The sequence below is a fragment of the Pseudomonas sp. GW821-FHT02H06 genome (assembly GCF_059421525.1).
This window is the reverse complement of sequence record NZ_JBWKVD010000010.1, coordinates 91,202-105,990: the sequence shown is the minus strand read 5'-3', so window position 1 is coordinate 105,990 and position 14,789 is coordinate 91,202. Positions and strand designations below refer to the sequence as shown.

The following is a 14,789-nucleotide window of genomic DNA, read 5'->3' as shown; positions in this document are numbered from 1 at the left end:
CGGTTTCACTGGAACACCTCGCGCAGCTCTTCAAACGTCGGGCGTCGGGCGGAAACGACTTTTATTTCGGCATTCAACGCGGCCAGCACCTTTGCGTAGAAATTTACCGCCACGGTCGGGCTGCCTTTTTCGACTTCTGAAAGCTTTTGCCGTGTCATGCCCGACTGGTAGGCCAGCTGCACTTGAGTAAGGCCGCGGGATTTGCGCATCTCTTCGATCTGGCTGCCCAAGCGCTCGAGCAATAACGTCGCGTCCATTTGTCACGCCTGCATAACATTAAACAATCAATGGAATGTATACGTGACATGACTGGCGAGCAAGGAGAAGTTACGCAAACCTGACATCGCCTGGAGGATGTCAGGTTTACGTAACATACCCGCCGTCAGGCGTTGCTGGGCTTGCTGATCGCCTGAAGCACATACTGCGGCAACGCAAAGGCGCCGATGTGGACCTCAGGGTTGTAATAACGGGTAACGATACCGCTGCCGGCGAATCGCTGACGCAGGGTATCCAGCGAAACTTTGCGGTGCTCGGAATCCGTCGAGCCCCAGGCAAACGTCATCGCGCCACCAATATAGGTGGGCACCGCTGCCTGATAGAAATGCCAGTCCGCGAACAGGCCATTCATGCGCCCTGCCGTGGTCTGCACTTCGCTCAGCTGCATGAACGGCGTGCCGTTCTGCGTGACCAGAATCCCGCCTTCGTTAAGGCAGCGATGGCAGGCCTGATAGAAGTTTTCCGAAAACAGCACTTCGCCCGGCCCGATCGGGTCCGTCGAATCGGAAATGATGACGTCAAATTTTTCCTGAGTGGTGGCAACGAAGCGCATGCCGTCGTCGATGACCAGGTTCAGACGCGCATCATCGAAAGCGCCTTTGGAGTGGTTCGGCAGGTACTCCTTGCACATCTCGACCACAGTGCCGTCGATCTCGACCATGGTGATGTGCTCGACCGTCGCGTGCTTGGCGACTTCGCGCAGCATGCCGCCATCGCCACCGCCGATGATCAGCACACGTTTGGCGCGGCCGTGGGCCAGGATCGGCACGTGGGTGAGCATCTCGTGATAGATGAACTCGTCGGCTTCGGTCGTCTGAATCACGCCGTCCAGCGCCATGACCCGGCCCATGCGCGGGTTCTGAAAAATCACCAGATGCTGATGCTCGGTGCGCACCTCATGCAGCATCTTTTCCATGCGAAAGCGCTGGCCATAGCCTTCATACAACGTTTCTTGATAATCGCTCATGGATGGAGTCCCCGATAACTACTGATGACAGGACGGCAGGCCGCCCACAAGAAGGCGCGCATTCTACGTCGCGGAGCATGACAGGTCGAATGTCGTGGTGGCGCGGGTGATCTGGCAAAACAAAAACGCCCGACTGGCCAGGCCAGTCGGGCGTCATATGTTCTGAAGCCTTGCTGCGCTACTAGACAGGCACGCTACTAGATACGCACGTTGCCACGCGGGCCAGCGATTGCCCAGATGATCAGGCCCAGCACCGGCAGGATGACGATCAGCAAAATCCAGAGAATTTTCTTCCCGGTTTCCGCGCCGCTTTTCAGCACGTTGATGATGGCCCAGATATCCAGCGCCAGAATGATCAGGCCAATCAGACCGTTGAAGGTAGAACCCATGGTGTTGCTCCTAATTGAAGGCTTGCTCACTTGAGAGTGGCGGGTTGCAATCAGGGTTCCGTTGGTCGGGAGGGATATTTCTCGGCGCAGCAAAACGCGGTGCCGGAGATCAAACCTGCGCCTTGAGCGCCTCCAGCGCGGGCTCTATCAATATGCCGAGCTCGACGCCGAGTGCCATGACCCGCTCAACGTCAGCGCCGTAGACCAGCACCGTTTGCAACACGTGGTCCAGCGGCTCGCTGATGTCCATCAGCACATACCCGCCCATGTCCTTGTTCATGCTGGAAAGCTGAATCTGAATACGGTTAAGCGCGGCCAGGGGTTCAGCTTTGGTCAGCTGTTTGGGCTTGATGTTGAACGGCACGTTGGGGCCGAACGACGCCATGATCTCGGTGAGCAGATCAGGATAGGTATCAGCCTGAAGCAAGACGGTATCAGGCAGGCTGCCGATGACGACCCACTCGCCCAGCGGGATCGGGAAGGTGTCGTCGAAATTGATGTCGGGGTTGGCGGTCAGAAATGCGTCGGGATCGGCGTAAGCCTGGGCGGCTTCGTCGGCGATTTTTTCGATTTCTTCATCGCTCATGCAGCCGGAGCTGATCTTGCTGATGAATTCGATGAGTGAAGCTTTCATGGCAGATCGTCCGGGGGCTGAAAAACAGGCGCGCAGGATAGCTGGAAATGCTGCGCGCCTCTATCGCTTACGCCCCCAGACGTGTGAGCTGTTCGGCGGTCTCGGTCGCGCCCATGGTCTGTGCGGCCATCAGCGGGGTGACGCCCTTGGCATCCTGGATGTGAGGGTTGGCCCCCTTGGAGATCAGGTAGTCGACGATCGCGGTACGGTTGAACATCGCCGCCATCATCAATGCGGTACGGCCGTCGGCTGATGCGCCTTCCACGTCTGCACCGCCTTCCACAAGGATCTTCACGGTTTCCAGATCGCCCTTGAACGCAGCGCCGGCGATCGGGCTCTGGCCATTGTCGTTGCGCAGTTCCGGGTCAGCCTTGTGCTTGAGCAGCACCCGCACGGCATCTTGATGACCGTGGTAGCTGGCCAGCATCAACAACGTGTCGCCTTTATGGTTGCGAAGATTGGGGGTCAAGCCGTTTTCCAGCAGCCGGTCGAGCATCGGGGCGTCACCGGCACGAGCCCGGTCGAACACCTGCTCGGCAAATTCCAGTGCCTCTTCGTCTGTCATGCGCGTGGCAGAACCGGGCGTGGTGGGGGCTTCTGACATTTCTTAACTCCAGTAGCGCAAGGCATTGCGCGGGACAAAATCAAAGGATGCGGCGATTCACGGGCCAGGCAATCTATGAGCCGTGGATAAAGCCTGTAGTTCCACTGATGACGCCATCACTCATGGCGCACCGTCGACAGCGCCGCCGCAGATGACACCAACGATGCCAGCTTCATCAACCGGCGCCAAACGATCAGTTTCAATGAGCCCGATAGCGCAAGCTGACAGCCCGGCGAGAAAATTTCGCACCAAAACGAAATAAATCCCGGATACCGCTGTCTCAGTTATGTCCGCAAAGCGCGACTCCCGCCCCGCGGCCCCCCTTCACCCCCCCCCCCCCCAACTCCGGTAAATTGCAGGATGCACGAGAGGCATTCATGCAAATTGCACGAAGCAGAATTTTTGTAAAACCTTTAAGTCCTTGATTTTATTGACATTTATTTAGCATCAAAAGCTGGCACAGTCACTGCACTAGTCATTCCAAGCTTGTTATCCCATGAGCAATGGAGCCTCTAGACATGACTTTCATCCAAGAAAAATTCGCATCCGTATTTTCCGATTTCGAAGTCACCACCCAGCCGCGTCCGGACGGTGGCGTTCTGTTGACTCTGCGCAACGAAGAAGGCACCAACATCCGCCGCTGCGTGTCCTACGCTCAACTGCACACTCCAGTGCAACTGGAATGGGTGATCAGCGCGATTCGTCGCGACCTGGCCGCACAAGCCAGCGAGCTGCCCGCTATCTCGATGTTGCAAAGCCAGCACCGTTTTGATCTGCCTACTTATCACACCCGATAAGTACGAAGCCGGAACCTGGCGTTCCGGCAGCAACACGTTTCACTCTCATCGAAGCATCCCTTGTAGATTCCCGCGATAGTCGATGCTATCGCGGTTTTTTTTGGGCTTTTTTTGCTGAGGGCGACATTAGATGCTGGCGCGCATCCAGCTTCCTCCTACTGAATGATCCCCCGACACAATGCCTCGCCCACGGCCTGAGCGCGGTTGGTGACCCCGAGCTTGGCGTAGATGCTCTTGAAGTGATGCTTGACGGTTGCCTCCGAGACTTCTTTTATCAGCCCGATCTCCCATGCCGTTTTGCCCTCCCGCGCCCATTTGAGGATCTCCAGTTCTTTCGGAGACAGCGCCCGCGTCTGCAATTGTCGGCCCTTCCCCGCCACGTGAAGCATCGGCACCAGACTGGTGAGCAGGTAGCGATCGTTGTGGCTCAGCGGTCGCTCCATGCCGTTGAGCGTGCAGATGGTGACGACGCCCTGATTGGCGCGCGTCTGGCTGCTGTAGCCATAGGAAAACGCCGGAAGCAGGTCGCAATCCTCCACGGCAGCCATGTAGGCAGCAGACGGCGGGTAGGTCTTGAAGGCCTCTTCCCAATTCAGAAAGCCCATGGTGTGGCGGTAGCAACGGATAACCGGGTCTTCGATCATCAGGCGTCCCTGGCAATAAAGATCCTTCCAGTAGCTGTCGACGTTGGACGTGATGCAACTGAGCAGCACGCCGTTGCGATACTGATAAAGCATGGCCCGTTCGCTGCGGCATTCAGCCCGTAGCCAGTCAAGTGCGTTGGCAATGGCCGCATCGCCGTCCTGTTCAGTGATGCTGGTGACCATTTGTTGTATCAACGGACTCAGCGTCCCTGTCTGTGCGTTTTTCATGTTCCCCTCCCGTTTAAAACCATCAAATTCGCAGCCCTGATGCCCCTTGGATTTTTTATGCATGGCAGCTGAAAACGGCGTCAGGTGCTGTCGTCAACACGACCGCACGAGGCTCATTCAAAAGCTGTCAGGGTGCGACAGGCGAAGGGTTACACAGTCGAGGAGGGTTAAACACAGCGTCGAAAACAAACAGGCATGCCTGACCGTGAAACAAGCAACTTCCCACAAACGAACAAAAACCAACTTACATTTTTCCGCATTTGGATACAAAAACGGCCAATGTCAGAGACATCGGCCGTCGGTTTTCAGCACACCTGATGCGTCAGAAAGCGCTGGGCTCTATCGCCGTAAAATTGCTCACGTTGATGTGCACGTTCAGTTCTCCGCCATCGCGCACCAGTGCGCAAGTGGCCATGCCGGCCTGTTGCGCGGCATCGAGTTCTTCGACGATGTCGGACAGAAACAGGATCGCTTCCGCCGGATGCCCGATGCTCGAAGCAATCGATCGATAGGACGCCTCCTCGCGCTTGGGCCCTGAAGTGGTGTCGAAATAGCCGCTGAACAGCCCGGACAGATCGCCCGCCTCGGAGCAGCCGAAGATCAACTTCTGCGCCTGGATCGAGCCCGAGGAGTAGACGTACAACGCGTACCCCGCCTGATGCCAGCGTTTCAGCGCCTCGACGGCATCCGGGTAAACGTGTCCCTTGAGCTGCCCGGCCTGGTAACCCTGCTGCCAGACCATGCCCTGCAACGCCTTGAGCGGCGTGGCTTTACGGTCTTCAGCGATCCATTGCAACAGGATCTCGATGACCCGGTCGACACTCGCGTCAGGTTCAGCACTGTCGTTGCGCACGGCCTGCAACTGCGCGGCCACGTCGGGTTCGCCGGCATGCTGCCGAACGAACCCGGGCAGATGCTGCTTGGCGTACGGAAAGAGCACGTCGAAGACGAAGCTCACCGCGCTGGTGGTGCCTTCGATGTCAGTCAGGATCGCTTTGATGGTCATGGTGATCAGTCTTCCAGACGCGGGAACTGGCTGGCGATGCTTTCGCCGGTGAACTTGGCCACCCAGCCTTCCGGGTTGTTGAACAGGCGAATGGCAACGAAATGCGGATGCTCGCCCATGTCGAACCAGTGACGGGTGCCGGCCGGAACCGAGATCAGGTCGTTTTTCTCGCACAGCACGGCGTAGACGAAGTCGTCGATGTGCAGGGTAAACAGCCCGCGGCCGGCGACGAAGAACCGCACTTCATCTTCGCCATGCTGATGCTCCTCGAGGAACTTGGCGCGCAGTTCGGCCTTCTGCGGGTGGTCACTGTTGAGGCTGATCACATCGACGGTCACGTAACCCCGCTCGGTCATCAGCCTGTCGATCTGGGTGCGGTAGGCCGCGATGACCTCCTCCTGGCTGGCGCCGGGGGTAATCGGCGTTGCCGCCTGCCAGCGGTCAAACGCCACGCCGTGCTCGGCCAGGGTCGAGGCAATGTCCTCCAGATGGGTCAGGACCTTGTTGGGCAGTTCGGGGGATGACACGTGGTAAACGGACAGACTGCTCATTGCGGGGCTTCCTCGGTTCGGTCCGCGTCTGTCGGCTCTGGGGCCGATCAGATGCGTTTGATTCAGGCAGTGGGGACGCTGCGTGCAACCATCAACGCTGCAGCAATCAGCGGTTGAGCACGGACAGGGTCTTGAGCTCGCATTCGAACAGGAATTCGAACGCTTCGATCTGGCGCAAGGCATCGCTCATCTTCGCGCCCCAAGTGTACAAACCATGACCGCGAATCAGGTAACCGGCGCAGTCAGGGTGCTGATCCAGCCAGGGCTGAACCTTGTCTGCCAGCCGTGCGATGTCCTGATCGTTGTCGAAAATCGGCACCAACACTTTTGATTCATGGGTGGAAACGCCGCTGAAGGCTTTTTGCAGCTCGTAGTCCTCGAACACCAGGTGGTCGCCGGCAGTGAGCCGGGACAGCACGGTGGCGTTGACCGAGTGAGTGTGCAGCACAGCCCCCACCGCCGGCTTGCAGCTATAAAGCTGTGTGTGCAGCAGTGTTTCGGCCGACGGCTTTTTGCCCGGTTCCAGGCTGTTGCCGGCCAGGTCGGTGGCCAGCACGTCGTCGATGCCCAACTGGCCCTTGTGCTTGCCGGAGACGGTCAGCAGCGCTTCGGTCGGCGACAGGCGCACGGAATAATTGCTGCTGGTGGCGGGCGACCAGCCCCGGGCGTACAGAAACTGCCCCGCTTCGATGATTTCCCGAGCCAGTGCTTCGCGACTCATACGCGCTCCTCTTTCATACATGTGGCGGTCAGGACGGCAGCGGCCACGGCCGCCAGACTCGCAATGGCAAAGGTCCAGCTGGCGCCCAGCGCGTTCCAGCTGTAACCGGAATACAAAGCGCCCATCGCCCCGCCGGTGCCGGAAAGGGCGGCGTACAACGCTTGACCCTGACCTTGCTGGCGTGGGCCAAAACTGCGTTGCACGTAATGCACGGCCGACGCATGAAAGCTGCCGAAGGTGGCTGCGTGCATCAGTTGGGCGACGATCAGAATCGCCAGATGATCGGCCAGATTACCCAGCAAAAGCCAGCGCAATGCGGCGATCACGAAGCTGGTGATCAGCACCTGACGGACACTGAAGCGCTGCAGCACACGGCTCATCGCCATGAACATCAACACTTCAGCGATCACCCCCAGCGCCCACAGCAGGCCAATCATCCCGCGGCTGTAGCCGAGGTGTTCCAGGTGCAGCGTTAGAAAGGTGTTATACGGCCCGTGGCTCAGTTGTATCAATGCGACGCTGACATAAAACGCCAGCACACCCGGCCTGATCAGCTGCCTGAGAAAGCCCTCGCCCGCGACCCGCACGCCCGAGACCACCGGCTGCGCGTTTGGCACCCACCAACTGCTGGCGATAATGCCGAGCAGGATCAATAGCAGCAGTTGCGGGTAGTAATCCAGGCTGAACCACTCCAGCATCCGGCCCAACACGACCACCGAAAGAATGAAGCCGATGGATCCCCACAGCCGGATCTGGCTGTAGCGGGAAGTCTGGCCCTGCAAATGCGTCAGCGTGATGACTTCGAATTGCGGCAGCACCGCGTGCCAGAAAAACGCATAGAGGGCCATGACCATCGCCAGCCAGGCGTAGGACGTGTCGACGAGAATCAGGCTGAAACAGGCCAGTCCGCAAATGGCGCCGAAGCGCACGATGGTCAGGCGTCGGCCGGTGTAATCGCCGAGCCAGCCCCAGACGTTGGGCGCAACACAGCGCATCAGCATCGGGATCGCGACCAACTCGCCGATGCGCGCGGCGGAAAATCCCAGGTGGCTGAAATACAGCGCCATGTAGGGCGCCGTGGCCCCAAGCAGGGCGAAATAGAAGAGGTAGAAGCTGGCGAGCCGCCAGTAAGGGAGCGCCGCCACGCTCAGATGACCGCGGCGGCAACGCGCGGCTCAGGCATTACAGCTGACCCAGAATCGGCGTGGTGACGCGCACGTCAGCGTTTTGCCCGCGGTGGCGCAGCAGATGGTCAACCAGGACTATGGCCATCATCGCTTCGGCAATGGGCGTGGCGCGGATGCCGACGCAAGGGTCGTGGCGGCCTTTGGTGATGACCTCGACGGAGTTGCCATCGACGTCGATCGAGTGCCCCGGCGTGGTGATGCTGGAGGTCGCTTTCAGGGCCAGATGCGCAACGATCGGCTGGCCGGACGAAATCCCGCCGAGGATGCCGCCGGCGTTGTTCGACAGAAAACCTTCGGGGCTCATTTCGTCACGATGCTCGGTGCCGCGCTGGGCCACGCAGGCAAAGCCGGCGCCGATCTCGACGCCCTTGACCGCGTTGATGCTCATCAACGCATGGGCCAGTTCGGCATCGAGACGGTCGAAGATCGGCTCGCCCAGCCCCGGCATCACGCCGTCGGCCACGACCGTGATCTTCGCGCCCACCGAGTCTTGATCGCGACGCAGCTGGTCCATGTAGGCTTCCAGCTCCGGCACCTTGCTCGGGTCAGGGCTGAAGAAGGCGTTGTCTTCCACCGAATCCCAGGTCTTGAACGGGATTTCGATCGGGCCGAGCTGGCTCATGTAGCCGCGAACGGTAATGCCCTGGGTGGCGAGAAACTTCTTGGCGATGGCCCCGGCGGCGACGCGCATGGCCGTTTCCCGCGCAGAGCTGCGACCGCCGCCACGGTAGTCGCGGATGCCGTATTTATGGTGGTAGGTGTAATCGGCGTGGGCGGGGCGGAACAGGTCCTTGATCGCCGAGTAGTCCTTGGACTTCTGATCGGTGTTGCGAATCAGCAGGCCGATGGACGCGCCGGTGGTCTTGCCTTCGAAGACGCCGGACAGGATCTCGACCTCGTCGGGCTCCTGACGCTGGGTGGTGTGGCGGCTGGTCCCCGGCTTGCGGCGGTCGAGGTCACGCTGCAGGTCTTCCAGCGACAGCTCGATGCCCGGCGGGCAGCCGTCAACGATGGCAACCAGTGCCGGACCGTGGCTTTCGCCGGCAGTGGTGACAGTGAACAGCTTGCCGTAGGTATTGCCGGACATGCGGGAGGCTCCGAGGACGTTCAAAAACTCAAGCGCGCCAGTATACGCAGGCTTATGGCGCAGTTCATCCTCGAACCTTATTCATTTGCCCGCGTCCAATTGACACTTTATTGATGACGGTCCTGCAATGCTAAGCGCCTTACCCCTGATTCGCGGCTTCTGGCCGCTGCGAGCGATCATCTTGAGCCTGACCCTGCTGTCATCCATCGCCCACGCCGGAACGCCCGTCGTGCTGCAGCGCCCCATCAGCCTGGACACCGGCACCGGCGAGCTGTTCGGCACGCTGCTGCTGCCCAAATCGGCGAAACCGGTGCCCGTGGTGTTGATCATCGCCGGCTCAGGGCCGACCGACCGTGATGGCAACAACTCCGACGGCGGACGCAACGACAGCATGAAGCGTCTCGCCCTGATCCTCGCCAAGCACAACATTGCCAGCGTGCGTTACGACAAGCGCGGCGTCGCGGCCAGTCGCCCTGCCACCCCGGACGAGCGCGATCTGAGCATCGAGAAGTACGTCGACGACGCGGTCGCCTGGGCCGCCAAACTCAAGACCGACTCGCGCCTGGGCCCTCTGGTTCTGATGGGCCACAGTGAAGGCGCACTGGTCGCCACCCTGGCGGCAGAACGTGCGGGCGCCGTCGCGTTGATCTCGGTAGCCGGCACCGGTCGCCCGGTGGATCAAGTGGTCCGCGAGCAACTGCAGGATCGCCTCCCTCCTCCGCTGCTGGCGCGCAGCGAGCAACTGATCGAAGAGATCAAGGCCGGCAAGACTGACAACGACGTGCCCGAACCCCTTCAGGTGGTGTTCCGCCCAAGCGTGCAGCCTTATCTGATTTCGTTGTTCCGGCAGAACCCGACGGCAGCGTTCGGGCAACTGAAAATCCCGACACTGATCATTCAGGGCCGCAACGACATGCAAGTGGGCGTGGGCGACGCCGAGCTGCTGCACAAGGCCAAACCCGACTCGCAACTGGCGATCATCGACGGCATGAACCACGTGCTGCGCATCGTGCCGATGGACATCAAGCGGCAGTTGGCGTCCTACAAGGATCCGCAGTTGCCGTTGGCCAGCGAAGTGACCGACCGCATCCTGAAATTTCTCGACTCGGTACCGGCCGCCTGAGGCCGGTGCTCTTCTCGTTGACGCGGAAGTCGACGCACGATCCCTTTAGCTTCGTCAGAAACGGCCGATAGCTGTCTGCTGGCATCGTGTGCCGGTGCCATGTGCCGGGCAATGTCGATAACAGGATCGCCGTGATGACAGAAGCAACCATGCAAACCGACGCGGTCGAGCCGACCGAAGCCAAAGAAGGCGAAGTCGCCGCGCCTGTCTTGTGGGAAGAAGTACACGCGGAGCACTTCTCGATGCTGCGTCTGGCGCCCCTGCCGACCGACCGCGCGACCGGCGCCCGCCCGCTGCGCTTCGTTGAATTCGGCAAGGCCGAGCGCCACAACAAGGAATTCAGCCTGCTGCGCATGACCTATCAGTTGCCGGGGCAGAAGACCCGCAAAGAACAGAATTGTCTGGATATCTGGGTGGATCATGCCAATCGCAGCGTTCGCGTGGGCCCGGCGTCCGGCTTGCAGATCGATCCGTGGAACCGGGGGCTGGGCCGTTTCATGCTGGCCCAGGGCATCGCCTGGGCGCAGAAACGATGCGCCGAGTACAAGATTGAAGGCGTCGCACTGGCGAATAAGGATGCGCTCAACGAGGACACGCGCCTGCGTCGCGATCACTTCCTCAAGACCCAGGGTTTCGAAGTCGTCTACGCCGATGCGCAGCACCTGAAAGGCGCCATCAAGGACGCCAAGGTCGGCAACCTCAATAACACCTGGAACGCCGACAAAATCCAGATCGTGCAGATCCTCGACGCCGCGCAGATGTTGCAACAGGCCGAACAGAGGATTCAGGAACAGGACGTCACGATCAAGAAGTCCGAAGACAAGGTCAGCAAATACCGCCGGGACGACGCCGGCTTGCGCTTCACCATCGCCTGCCTGGTCACCTTCGCCGTGTTTCAGGCCGGCCTGCTGATCTGGATTGCGACCCATCGGTGACCCGGCGTTAACAGGGCAAAGGCCGGTGTGTTCGAAATCAGATTTAGGGTGTAACGACCGACGCCTTCCCGGCTGAAGCCGTCCCACTGTTTGACCGCGTATCCATAGTGGGACCGGCTTTAGCCGGGAAGAGGCCGGTGTGTTCGCCATCAGATTTGCGGTGTGACGTCCGACGCCTTCCCGGCTGAAGCCGGTCCCACTGTTTGACCGCGTATCCATAGCAGGACCGGCTGTAGCCGGGAAGAGGCCCGCCGATTATCTGATTAGATCCGCGCTGCAAAGACGTCTTGATGATTGCGGCACTGCTCTGCCGTCAGCATGAACACGCCGTGGCCGCCGCGTTCGAATTCCAGCCAGGCGAAGTCCACTTCCGGGTACAGCGCTTCGACGTGAACCTGGCTGTTGCCGACTTCCACGATCAACAAGCCCTTCTCGTTCAGATGGTTTGCGGCCCGGGCCAGCATGCGCCGCACCAGATTCAAGCCGTCGTCACCGCAGGCCAGCGCCAGCTCGGGTTCGTGCTGGTATTCGTCAGGCATGTCGGCGAAATCTTCGGCATCGACGTACGGCGGGTTGGACACGATCAGGTCAAAACGCTGGCCCGGCAGGCCGTCGAAACCATCGCCCTGCACGGTATACACGCGCTGGTCCACGCCATGGCGCTCGATGTTCTGATTCGCCACTTCCAGCGCCTCGAACGACAGGTCGGACAACACCACCTCAGCGTCGGGGAACACGTCGGCGCAGGCGATGCCAATGCAGCCGGAGCCGGTGCACAGGTCGAGAATGCGGGCCGGATCGCTGGCCAGCCAGGGTGCAAACCGCTGCTCGATCAGTTCACCGATGGGCGAGCGCGGAATCAGCACGCGCTCGTCGACGATGAATGACATCCCGCAGAACCACGCTTCACCCAGCAGATACGCCGTGGGCACACGCTCTTCGATGCGTCGCTTGATCAGGTGTTGCACCGCCACCAGCTCTTCGTCTTCAAGGTTGCAGTCCAGGTAACTGTCGGCAATTTCCCACGGCAGGTGCAGGGCGCCGAGCACAAGTTGGCGGGCTTCGTCCCACGCGTTGTCGGTGCCATGGCCGAAAAACAGGTCTTCCCCGTGGAAACGGCTGACAGCCCAACGGATATGATCGCGCAGGGTGCGCAGGCGGGAAGTGATCACGGCAGACTCCTTGAAAAAACGACGGGCGATTCTATCAGCCATCCACGCAACAAACGATCCCGCACCGGGCGCAGCGGCCTCGCGCAAAAACTTTCCACAGTCTTTACCTCGTTTTGCAGGCACTATGACAGCAACCGCGACCTGCTCGACGGCTTGAAGCCCGGCAGAAAAGCGAGGTCTGTGAGCATGGCGATTCACAGAATCGCTCTGCCAGTGGACAATGTGGCAAAAGCCCCACTCGAAGGAGCCCCCCGATGTCTGTTTCAAACACTGGTCCCAAGACCATGTTTCAACTCAGTGGCCGTGAATACGCAGCGGCCACATTAAGTAATGCCACCCTGATCATCATCGATGCGCAGAAGGAATACCTCAGCGGCCCTCTCGCCCTGACCGGCGTTCAGGACGCCATCAACAACATCGTCAAACTGGTCGCCGCCGCGCGTGCAGCGAAGTCGCCGATCATTCACGTGCGTCATCTGGGCACCGTGGGCGGAATGTTCGATCCCCAGGGCGAGCGCGGGCAATTCGTGCCTGAACTGCAGCCGCAGGGTGACGAAATCATCATCGAAAAACGCCTGCCGAACGCGCTGAACGGGACCGTCTCCACCGACGACCGCACCACGCTGCACAGCTTGCTGGAGAGCCGTGGCCGGCTGGACCTGGTGGTGTGCGGTTTCATGAGCCACTCCAGCGTCAGCACTACCGTGCGCGCGGCCAAGGACTACGGGTTTCGCTGCACGCTGGTGGAGGACGCCTGCGCCACCCGCGATCTGCCGACCCCGAGCGGCGTCATCAAGGCCGAGCTGGTGCAGCAGGCGGAGATGGCAATCATGAACGACAACTTCGCCAAACTGGCGCTGACCAAAGACCTGATCTGAATCCTCCCTCGACAGGAGCTGTTGCAACGAGCTGACTGCGCATGCCCCTCGCGCGGATCATTTTCCGGCAGTTCCTGAAGAAAAGGCGTACAAATGCAGTCGTCAGGCGGGGTTAACCCTGTTCACCTGACCGCCTATCCGTAATCGATTCGTAATGCCCCTGAAACCTGGCCAGGCGGGAACCACCCCCACGCTGTGCGGGTCAGAGCGCCGATACCCATAGAGGAAATCGGAATGAAAATATCCGATGGTTTTGATGCCCGTCGCCTGCGCCCCAAGGGCCAGGGCAGCTGGCGGATGCGCATTATTGCAGCGATGTCGGCCGTTCTGGCCACCGCTGGCGTGCTGCTGGCAATGGCCGGTGTCGCCAGCCTGATCGGCAACCCCGTCGCACTGGGCGAACTCAACGCCAGTCCAGCGGGCGCTGCGGTCACAGTCATCGTCGGTTTGTTGATGCTGTATGTCGGCATCTGGTTCTGGCGCCGCAGTCGCCGCCGCCGCCGTCGTGCCGGCGAACTGAACATGTCTCCCCACCTGATGAAGAAGCACGACTGACCTTCGCGTCATCCGCTGCCGTTTAATCATCGAAAGCCCTGATCATCGATAGTCGCGCCGATTCTGGCGTGACGCGGTTAAACTGGCCCCCTTCGCGGAGACCACCATGCAAGACGACGATTTTTCCCTGTTCAGAAGTGAGATTCGCGGCGTAAAGCCCATCAAGACTGAACATGCGGACGTAGGAAAACCCAAAACCGACCGTAAGAACCTGGCCAAGCTGCGTCAGGCGGCCACCGTGCGCTCCGATGCGACGATTACCGTTGATGGTCTGTCAGACCAGTTCGTGATCGATGTCGGCCCTGAAGACACGCTGTACTGGGCCCGTGACGGGGTGCAGGAAGGCCAGATGCGCAAGCTCAAGCTGGGGCAGATCAGCTTTGAAGGCAGCCTGGACCTGCATGGCATGAGCGTCGAAATGGCGCGCGAGACGATGTGGGAATTTCTCGCCGAGGCGGCCAAGCTGGAAGTGCGCTGCGTGCGGATTACCCACGGCAAGGCGGTGCGGCTGGACGGCAAGCGGCCGATGATCAAGAGCCACGTCAACACGTGGTTGCGTCAGCACCAGCAGGTATTGGGATTTGCTTCGTGCATCGCCAAGCATGGCGGCGCAGGCGCGGTGTACGTGATCCTCAAGCGGACCATGATGGAAGGACGTGACGAGTAAGGCAGGCGTCTGCCGACCAGTCCTTGTGGGAGCGACACCCCCGGTCGCTCCCACCGCTCATTAAGCGCTTATCCGATCAACGCGGGCCAGGACCGCCGCCACCGCCACCGCCGCCACCCGGGCCACCGCCTTCATAGTGACCGCCACCACCGCCTCCGTGACCGCCGTGGCCTCCCCCGCCCGGGCCCCAGAATGGCCAGCATCCGGACATGGCCGACATCACCGCGATGACCATCGCGACTTTCGCTATACGACTCAACATTTCGATTTCTCTCTTAAAGCGGGCTTGATCACAGGTATTCATCACCTGTTGCTTCTGACAGCACAAGCCTGCGAATCCGCGTCGTGGTTTGGTACCGATCAGGTAT

19 protein-coding genes are annotated in these 14,789 nt (G+C 60.3%); 6 read left to right on the top strand and 13 right to left on the bottom strand.

All coding sequences use genetic code 11. The annotated features are described in order from the left end of the window. Positions 1 to 5 precede the first annotated feature (5 nt). The 5 genes from AC07VF_RS17340 to AC07VF_RS17320 all read right to left on the bottom strand — a co-directional run bounded on the left by AC07VF_RS17340 (position 6) and on the right by AC07VF_RS17320 (position 2,870). On the bottom strand, positions 6 to 257 hold the full coding sequence (locus tag AC07VF_RS17340; protein WP_495008971.1) for a helix-turn-helix domain-containing protein: 252 nt from the start codon (positions 255 to 257) through the stop codon (positions 6 to 8). Positions 258 to 382: 125 nt separating this feature from the next. Continuing rightward, on the bottom strand, positions 383 to 1,243 hold the full coding sequence (speE, locus tag AC07VF_RS17335) for a polyamine aminopropyltransferase (protein ID WP_346629596.1): 861 nt from the start codon (positions 1,241 to 1,243) through the stop codon (positions 383 to 385). Between the two features lie 197 nt (positions 1,244 to 1,440). Next, positions 1,441 to 1,632, bottom strand: a complete 192-nt coding sequence (locus AC07VF_RS17330) for a PLDc N-terminal domain-containing protein (protein WP_037009073.1) — start codon at positions 1,630 to 1,632, stop codon at positions 1,441 to 1,443. 109 nt (positions 1,633 to 1,741) lie between these two features. Next, complete coding sequence (locus tag AC07VF_RS17325; RefSeq protein WP_495008970.1) at positions 1,742 to 2,266, bottom strand: hypothetical protein; 525 nt, start codon at positions 2,264 to 2,266, stop codon at positions 1,742 to 1,744. 67 nt (positions 2,267 to 2,333) lie between these two features. Then, the gene (locus AC07VF_RS17320) at positions 2,334 to 2,870 is read right to left on the bottom strand and encodes an ankyrin repeat domain-containing protein (protein ID WP_122624151.1); all 537 of its coding nucleotides are present in this window, start codon (positions 2,868 to 2,870) and stop codon (positions 2,334 to 2,336) included. 518 nt (positions 2,871 to 3,388) lie between these two features. Between AC07VF_RS17320 and AC07VF_RS17315 the strand changes: the two genes are divergently transcribed. Then, positions 3,389 to 3,667 carry a DUF3509 domain-containing protein gene (locus AC07VF_RS17315; RefSeq protein ID WP_074891912.1) on the top strand — a complete coding sequence of 93 codons (279 nt, stop codon included), beginning with the start codon at positions 3,389 to 3,391 and terminating at the stop codon, positions 3,665 to 3,667. 155 nt (positions 3,668 to 3,822) lie between these two features. Here the strand turns inward: AC07VF_RS17315 and AC07VF_RS17310 are convergent, their stop codons facing one another. The 6 genes from AC07VF_RS17310 to aroC form a co-directional block, all read right to left on the bottom strand. Continuing rightward, a complete protein-coding gene (locus AC07VF_RS17310; protein WP_282373315.1) occupies positions 3,823 to 4,539 on the bottom strand; it encodes a helix-turn-helix transcriptional regulator in 717 nt (238 codons plus the stop codon). 322 nt (positions 4,540 to 4,861) lie between these two features. Beyond that, positions 4,862 to 5,545, bottom strand: a complete 684-nt coding sequence (mtnC, locus tag AC07VF_RS17305) for an acireductone synthase (RefSeq protein ID WP_495008969.1) — start codon at positions 5,543 to 5,545, stop codon at positions 4,862 to 4,864. Between the two features lie 5 nt (positions 5,546 to 5,550). Beyond that, positions 5,551 to 6,096: a 1,2-dihydroxy-3-keto-5-methylthiopentene dioxygenase gene (locus AC07VF_RS17300; RefSeq protein ID WP_074891918.1), complete on the bottom strand. Its 546-nt coding sequence runs from the start codon at positions 6,094 to 6,096 to the stop codon at positions 5,551 to 5,553. A gap of 106 nt (positions 6,097 to 6,202) precedes the next feature. Next, positions 6,203 to 6,817: a methylthioribulose 1-phosphate dehydratase gene (locus AC07VF_RS17295; protein ID WP_495008968.1), complete on the bottom strand. Its 615-nt coding sequence runs from the start codon at positions 6,815 to 6,817 to the stop codon at positions 6,203 to 6,205. Continuing rightward, complete coding sequence (locus tag AC07VF_RS17290) at positions 6,814 to 7,968, bottom strand: MFS transporter (protein ID WP_346628333.1); 1,155 nt, start codon at positions 7,966 to 7,968, stop codon at positions 6,814 to 6,816. The genes AC07VF_RS17295 and AC07VF_RS17290 overlap by 4 nt, the downstream gene beginning before the upstream one ends. Before the next feature lie 31 nt (positions 7,969 to 7,999). Beyond that, positions 8,000 to 9,091, bottom strand: coding sequence for a chorismate synthase (aroC, locus tag AC07VF_RS17285; protein WP_192175043.1), 1,092 nt, complete (start codon positions 9,089 to 9,091; stop codon positions 8,000 to 8,002). A 127-nt stretch (positions 9,092 to 9,218) separates the two neighbouring features. Here aroC and AC07VF_RS17280 point away from each other — a divergent pair, with 127 nt between their 5' ends. Both AC07VF_RS17280 and AC07VF_RS17275 read left to right on the top strand, forming a co-directional pair. After that, positions 9,219 to 10,214, top strand: a complete 996-nt coding sequence (locus AC07VF_RS17280; RefSeq protein ID WP_346629591.1) for an alpha/beta hydrolase — start codon at positions 9,219 to 9,221, stop codon at positions 10,212 to 10,214. A 134-nt stretch (positions 10,215 to 10,348) separates the two neighbouring features. Beyond that, positions 10,349 to 11,149 (top strand): hypothetical protein, encoded by an 801-nt coding sequence (locus AC07VF_RS17275; protein WP_346629590.1) that lies wholly within the window; start codon positions 10,349 to 10,351, stop codon positions 11,147 to 11,149. Between the two features lie 263 nt (positions 11,150 to 11,412). Here AC07VF_RS17275 and prmB read toward each other — a convergent pair whose 3' ends face one another. After that, complete coding sequence (prmB, locus tag AC07VF_RS17270) at positions 11,413 to 12,321, bottom strand: 50S ribosomal protein L3 N(5)-glutamine methyltransferase (RefSeq protein WP_346629589.1); 909 nt, start codon at positions 12,319 to 12,321, stop codon at positions 11,413 to 11,415. A gap of 254 nt (positions 12,322 to 12,575) precedes the next feature. Between prmB and AC07VF_RS17265 the strand changes: the two genes are divergently transcribed. The 3 genes from AC07VF_RS17265 (at position 12,576) to AC07VF_RS17255 (ending at position 14,421) form a co-directional block, all read left to right on the top strand. Beyond that, positions 12,576 to 13,199: a cysteine hydrolase family protein gene (locus AC07VF_RS17265; protein WP_192175047.1), complete on the top strand. Its 624-nt coding sequence runs from the start codon at positions 12,576 to 12,578 to the stop codon at positions 13,197 to 13,199. A 234-nt stretch (positions 13,200 to 13,433) separates the two neighbouring features. After that, entirely contained in the window at positions 13,434 to 13,754 is a 321-nt protein-coding gene (locus AC07VF_RS17260) for a hypothetical protein (RefSeq protein WP_192175048.1), read from the top strand. Between the two features lie 106 nt (positions 13,755 to 13,860). After that, positions 13,861 to 14,421: a Smr/MutS family protein gene (locus tag AC07VF_RS17255; protein WP_065989376.1), complete on the top strand. Its 561-nt coding sequence runs from the start codon at positions 13,861 to 13,863 to the stop codon at positions 14,419 to 14,421. Between the two features lie 76 nt (positions 14,422 to 14,497). On the opposite strand, the gene AC07VF_RS17250 is transcribed toward AC07VF_RS17255, so the two are convergent. Further along, positions 14,498 to 14,683 (bottom strand): hypothetical protein, encoded by a 186-nt coding sequence (locus tag AC07VF_RS17250; protein ID WP_192175049.1) that lies wholly within the window; start codon positions 14,681 to 14,683, stop codon positions 14,498 to 14,500. Positions 14,684 to 14,789: the final 106 nt, after the last annotated feature.

What these genes read in the sequence shown, in the direction of transcription:
- AC07VF_RS17340 (WP_495008971.1), bottom strand. Translation starts at nt 257, where the DNA reads ATGGACGCGACGTTATTGCTCGAGCGCTTGGGCAGCCAGATCGAAGAG.
- speE (WP_346629596.1), bottom strand. Translation starts at nt 1,243, where the DNA reads ATGAGCGATTATCAAGAAACGTTGTATGAAGGCTATGGCCAGCGCTTT.
- AC07VF_RS17330 (WP_037009073.1), bottom strand. Translation starts at nt 1,632, where the DNA reads ATGGGTTCTACCTTCAACGGTCTGATTGGCCTGATCATTCTGGCGCTG.
- AC07VF_RS17325 (WP_495008970.1), bottom strand. Translation starts at nt 2,266, where the DNA reads ATGAAAGCTTCACTCATCGAATTCATCAGCAAGATCAGCTCCGGCTGC.
- AC07VF_RS17320 (WP_122624151.1), bottom strand. Translation starts at nt 2,870, where the DNA reads ATGTCAGAAGCCCCCACCACGCCCGGTTCTGCCACGCGCATGACAGAC.
- AC07VF_RS17315 (WP_074891912.1), top strand. Translation starts at nt 3,389, where the DNA reads ATGACTTTCATCCAAGAAAAATTCGCATCCGTATTTTCCGATTTCGAA.
- AC07VF_RS17310 (WP_282373315.1), bottom strand. Translation starts at nt 4,539, where the DNA reads ATGAAAAACGCACAGACAGGGACGCTGAGTCCGTTGATACAACAAATG.
- mtnC (WP_495008969.1), bottom strand. Translation starts at nt 5,545, where the DNA reads ATGACCATCAAAGCGATCCTGACTGACATCGAAGGCACCACCAGCGCG.
- AC07VF_RS17300 (WP_074891918.1), bottom strand. Translation starts at nt 6,096, where the DNA reads ATGAGCAGTCTGTCCGTTTACCACGTGTCATCCCCCGAACTGCCCAAC.
- AC07VF_RS17295 (WP_495008968.1), bottom strand. Translation starts at nt 6,817, where the DNA reads ATGAGTCGCGAAGCACTGGCTCGGGAAATCATCGAAGCGGGGCAGTTT.
- aroC (WP_192175043.1), bottom strand. Translation starts at nt 9,091, where the DNA reads ATGTCCGGCAATACCTACGGCAAGCTGTTCACTGTCACCACTGCCGGC.
- AC07VF_RS17280 (WP_346629591.1), top strand. Translation starts at nt 9,219, where the DNA reads ATGCTAAGCGCCTTACCCCTGATTCGCGGCTTCTGGCCGCTGCGAGCG.
- AC07VF_RS17275 (WP_346629590.1), top strand. Translation starts at nt 10,349, where the DNA reads ATGACAGAAGCAACCATGCAAACCGACGCGGTCGAGCCGACCGAAGCC.
- AC07VF_RS17265 (WP_192175047.1), top strand. Translation starts at nt 12,576, where the DNA reads ATGTCTGTTTCAAACACTGGTCCCAAGACCATGTTTCAACTCAGTGGC.
- AC07VF_RS17260 (WP_192175048.1), top strand. Translation starts at nt 13,434, where the DNA reads ATGAAAATATCCGATGGTTTTGATGCCCGTCGCCTGCGCCCCAAGGGC.
- AC07VF_RS17255 (WP_065989376.1), top strand. Translation starts at nt 13,861, where the DNA reads ATGCAAGACGACGATTTTTCCCTGTTCAGAAGTGAGATTCGCGGCGTA.
- AC07VF_RS17250 (WP_192175049.1), bottom strand. Translation starts at nt 14,683, where the DNA reads ATGTTGAGTCGTATAGCGAAAGTCGCGATGGTCATCGCGGTGATGTCG.